This window comes from Wolbachia endosymbiont of Nasonia oneida (assembly GCF_009012935.1).
GTDB lineage: Bacteria > Pseudomonadota > Alphaproteobacteria > Rickettsiales > Anaplasmataceae > Wolbachia > Wolbachia pipientis.
The window spans coordinates 118,322-122,148 of record NZ_QESS01000002.1 but is presented as its reverse complement, the minus strand read 5'-3'; the positions used below and the strand labels follow the sequence as shown (position 1 = coordinate 122,148).

General features: G+C 32.6%; 4 protein-coding genes. 2 read left to right on the top strand and 2 right to left on the bottom strand.

The window, feature by feature from the left end; genetic code table 11:
• The coding region (bcp, locus tag DEF52_RS01530) for a thioredoxin-dependent thiol peroxidase (protein ID WP_151807707.1) at positions 1-410 on the bottom strand (410 nt) is incomplete at its 3' end.
• Positions 411-599: 189 nt separating this feature from the next.
• Positions 600-2,027, bottom strand: a complete 1,428-nt coding sequence (locus DEF52_RS01525) for a sensor histidine kinase (RefSeq protein WP_151807706.1) — start codon at positions 2,025-2,027, stop codon at positions 600-602.
• Positions 2,028-2,093: 66 nt separating this feature from the next.
• On the opposite strand from DEF52_RS01525, the gene DEF52_RS01520 reads away from it, so the two are divergent.
• Together DEF52_RS01520 and rimM are read left to right on the top strand one after the other, a co-directional pair.
• Entirely contained in the window at positions 2,094-3,269 is a 1,176-nt protein-coding gene (locus DEF52_RS01520; RefSeq protein ID WP_065094478.1) for an aspartate aminotransferase family protein, read from the top strand.
• Positions 3,270-3,283: 14 nt separating this feature from the next.
• Positions 3,284-3,796 (top strand): ribosome maturation factor RimM, encoded by a 513-nt coding sequence (gene rimM / locus DEF52_RS01515; RefSeq protein ID WP_151807661.1) that lies wholly within the window; start codon positions 3,284-3,286, stop codon positions 3,794-3,796.
• Positions 3,797-3,827 lie beyond the last annotated feature (31 nt).

The following is a 3,827-nucleotide window of genomic DNA, read 5'->3' as shown; positions in this document are numbered from 1 at the left end:
TTCCAGATCTTCACTATTTTACCTTTTTTATCTATTAAAAAAGTAGTGCGTTCTATTCCCATATACTTTTTGCCAAACATACTTTTCTCTACCCAAACACCATATTTTCCCAACATTTCAGCATTCTCATCAGAAACTAAAGAAAACGGCAGAGAATATTTTGCTTTGAAGTTAGTGTGACACTTAACACTATCTTTTGATACACCAATTATCACTGTGTCAAGGAAAGAAAAATCATCTATTTTATCTCTAAAGCCTTTTGCCTCCATTGTACAACCAGGAGTATCGTCTTTAGGATAAAAATAAAGAACTACATTTTTTTTATCAAAAAATTCACTCAGTGATAAATTTTCACCAGAATCTGTTGGTAAGCTAAAATCGGGTGCATTATTTCCTACTGCTAATTCCATACCTTGCTCCATTAATAACACTTCTATCTATAGTAGTATATTGTAGTCAGAGTATCAAATTTTATATATAGCTAACAGATAAGATTCTTGACGGGGGCTTATTGATGAATTTCTGCCTACCTTCTCGGCTTGCCGCTTTTGATAAAGTGTGGTTTTCGTCTGATGTAAGGCCATATCAAATAGATCCTATTAAAAATCAATCGAATCTTCACATGTTTGTTCTTCATAAAAGAAGTTCAATGTTATCGTAGTACCAAGTTTTGCTTCACTTTTAATGTCAAAAGTTCCACCCATTAACTCTACTAATTTCTTGCTTAGCGGCAATCCGATGCCCGTACCTTCGTTTCTATACCCCGAATCTGCTTGGCCAAAAACAGACATAACTTTATATATGTCCTGCTGCATTATCCCTATTCCATTGTCATGAAACTCAATAGTTAATAAGTTTTTTTCTATATTTTCTTTTACCACCATTCTTATTAAACCACCCTTTGGGGTAAATTTGATTGAGTTTGATAATAAATTTATTATAACTTGTTTCATTCTCTTGGGATCTGCAATGACTAATAATTGCTTATTAGTCATCTCTTTTTTTAAATTAATCCCGGCTTCTTTTAATTTAGGCAATAGCATATTTACACATGAAGCTATTATTTTGTTCAGGTTAAACTTCACTTTTTCTACTGTTAAACTACTTGATTCAGCTTTTGAAAAATCGAGCACATCGTTAATTAAAGCAAGTAAATGCGTCCCTGCATTATATATATCGTCTGCATACTCCTTGTATTGAGAGTTATCCATTGAACCTAAAGTTTCATTTTTGATCAACTCTGCAAATCCAATAATAGCATTAAGAGGTGTGCGTAATTCATGTGTAACGCTTGCAAAAAACTTTAGCTTGTTTGCATTTTCTTGCTCTAATGCCTCTTTTATCTGCTGTAATTCAATGTTAGTTTTATGTTGCTTGGCCAGCATTTTGGTATTAGAAAAGTGCAAATAGAACATTATTAATATCAAAATTATTAATAATAAGCCTAAAAATATTAAAAATAGGCCATATGCTATAACATAAGAATTATTGTAGCTTCGAAGAATCTTCAAAAAAAACGACGGCTTAGCGCTATTTTCATGGAATATAGGGAAAATAGAAGTTAATGTATTTCCTGTAGTATAAAGTATTTCTTGGTCACTTAATAATTTATCAATTTCATCGTTTGTAAGTAACTGTTCATAATCATAATCTTGAGTGTTAAAATTACTGAATATTATTCTGCCGTTTTGATCATACAGTATTAAGCTGAAATCCTTTACTTTGCTCACTGATTGTAATAATTCAGCACGTAGTTTTACTAGTTGGTTTATGTAGTCAAAATTTTTGTATTTAATGTGATGCTTTTCTATTAGTAAATAATGGTATTTTTTTATTATACCATTTTCTAATACACTTTTTAAGTTTACACTTGAATCACGGTAAGAAGAAAGGAAATTACTCCTTAGTAAATAATTACAATATATCACACTGAATAAAATCATAAAAATTGATGAGAATAATGCGATAACTTTTGTGTATTTGTTTTTTCCCAGTGCAGAAAACATTAATTTACCTATCTTATACATATCCTTACTCATTGCGAAACAACGGCTTTTATGTTATTAATAATAAAATTTAGCATATAATATTTTATGACAATTTCTCCTATTTTGCCAGTTTATTCTCCTGTTAATATAAATTTTTCTCATGGCAAAGGTATCTACCTATATGATGTTGATGGTGAGCGCTACGTAGATTTTCACTCCGGAATAGCCGTTAGTAGCTTAGGTCACACTAATTCGCGATTAATTAGTGCTCTTAAATTGCAAGGAGAAAAATTATGGCATATATCAAATACCTATAATATACCTGCTGCCAATAATTTTGCAGAAAAATTAATAAACAATAGTTTCGCTGACACTGTATTTTTCTCAAATTCTGGATCAGAGGCAGTAGAATGTGGACTTAAGATTGCTAGGATCTATCAAAATGGAAAAGGCAATAAAAATCGTCACAGAATTTTAACATTTCATGGTGCATTTCATGGAAGAACCTTTTTAACTTGTGCTACAAACGATAAACAGAAATTTTCTGAATTACTAAATCCCTACATTGATTGGTGTGATAACATCGAGCCCAATATTGAGAGCGTAAAGAAAGCAATTTCAAGTGGTATAGGCGTTATATTAATAGAACCAATACAAGGGCAAGGTGGTATCAAAGTAATGAATGAAGTCTTTATGAAAGAACTAAGAAGGCTGTGTGATGAAAATGACATATTGTTATTTTTTGATTGCGTACAATGCGGTGCTGGTAGGACAGGAAAATTATTCGCATACGAACATATAGGAGTGGAACCTGATATATGTGCTCTTGCAAAGGGAATAGGCGGGGGGTTTCCGCTGGGGGCTTGTCTTGCAACTGAAAAGGCTGCTAAATATATGGCAGTTGGTATGCACGGTTCCACTTTTGGTGGCAATCCGCTTGCAACCTCAGTAGGTAATGCTGTGCTCGAAGAATTGCTCAGCCCCGGCTTTTTGAAAAATGTTGAAATTAGAGGTAAATACTTAAAAAATAAACTAGAAGACTTAGCAAGTAAATTTCCAATAATAGAGGAAGTAAGAGGGAAAGGGTTAATGCTTGGAATAAAAGTGAAAGCAGACAATCAAAAGTTTGCAGAAGAGTTAAGTCATCGCGGCTTGCTTACTGTTGGGGTAACATCAGATAACGTTGTGAGAATTTTACCTCCACTCATTATCACTGAAAAAGAGATTGATGAAGGCATCGAGATTTTGACTCAATATTTATCTGAGAAATCTTCTGATTAGATACTTGCATTAATATGAACGACAATCTGGTATGCTTAGGAATTATTACCTCTCCTCACGGAATTAAAGGAGCTGTTAAAGTAAAAACCTTTACTGAAAAGCCTGAAAATATCTCCTTATATGGTAAGCTAATAAGTGGTGATGAGAATTATAAAATAGACTCAGTATCCGTCATAGGTGATAATTTAGTAATAGCTACAATAAGCGGAGTAAATTCCCGTAATGAAGCAGAGCTTTTAAGGAATAAGAAGCTATATATAGAAAGAAGCAAGTTACCAGAGCTAAATGATGAGGATGAATTTTACCAAAGTGACCTTGTAGATATGGAAGTAAGGCTGAAAAGTAATGAATTATATGGCTATGTAAAATCTGTGTATAATTTCGGCTCAGGGGATATATTAGAAATTTTAGTTATCAGCACAAAAAAACGTATTATGCTGTCTTTCACTAAAGAGATATTTCCACATATAAATATAAAGGGGAGGTATATAGTATTAAATATACCAGAATTTATTGACTTTCCATAAGATGGTACAAGCCTCCACCTTCTAGGTGGAG

Excerpts from the sequence above, each read along its gene's own strand:
- DEF52_RS01525 (WP_151807706.1), bottom strand. The coding sequence starts at position 2,027 with ATGTATAAGATAGGTAAATTAATGTTTTCTGCACTGGGAAAAAACAAA.
- DEF52_RS01520 (WP_065094478.1), top strand. The coding sequence starts at position 2,094 with ATGACAATTTCTCCTATTTTGCCAGTTTATTCTCCTGTTAATATAAAT.
- rimM (WP_151807661.1), top strand. The coding sequence starts at position 3,284 with ATGAACGACAATCTGGTATGCTTAGGAATTATTACCTCTCCTCACGGA.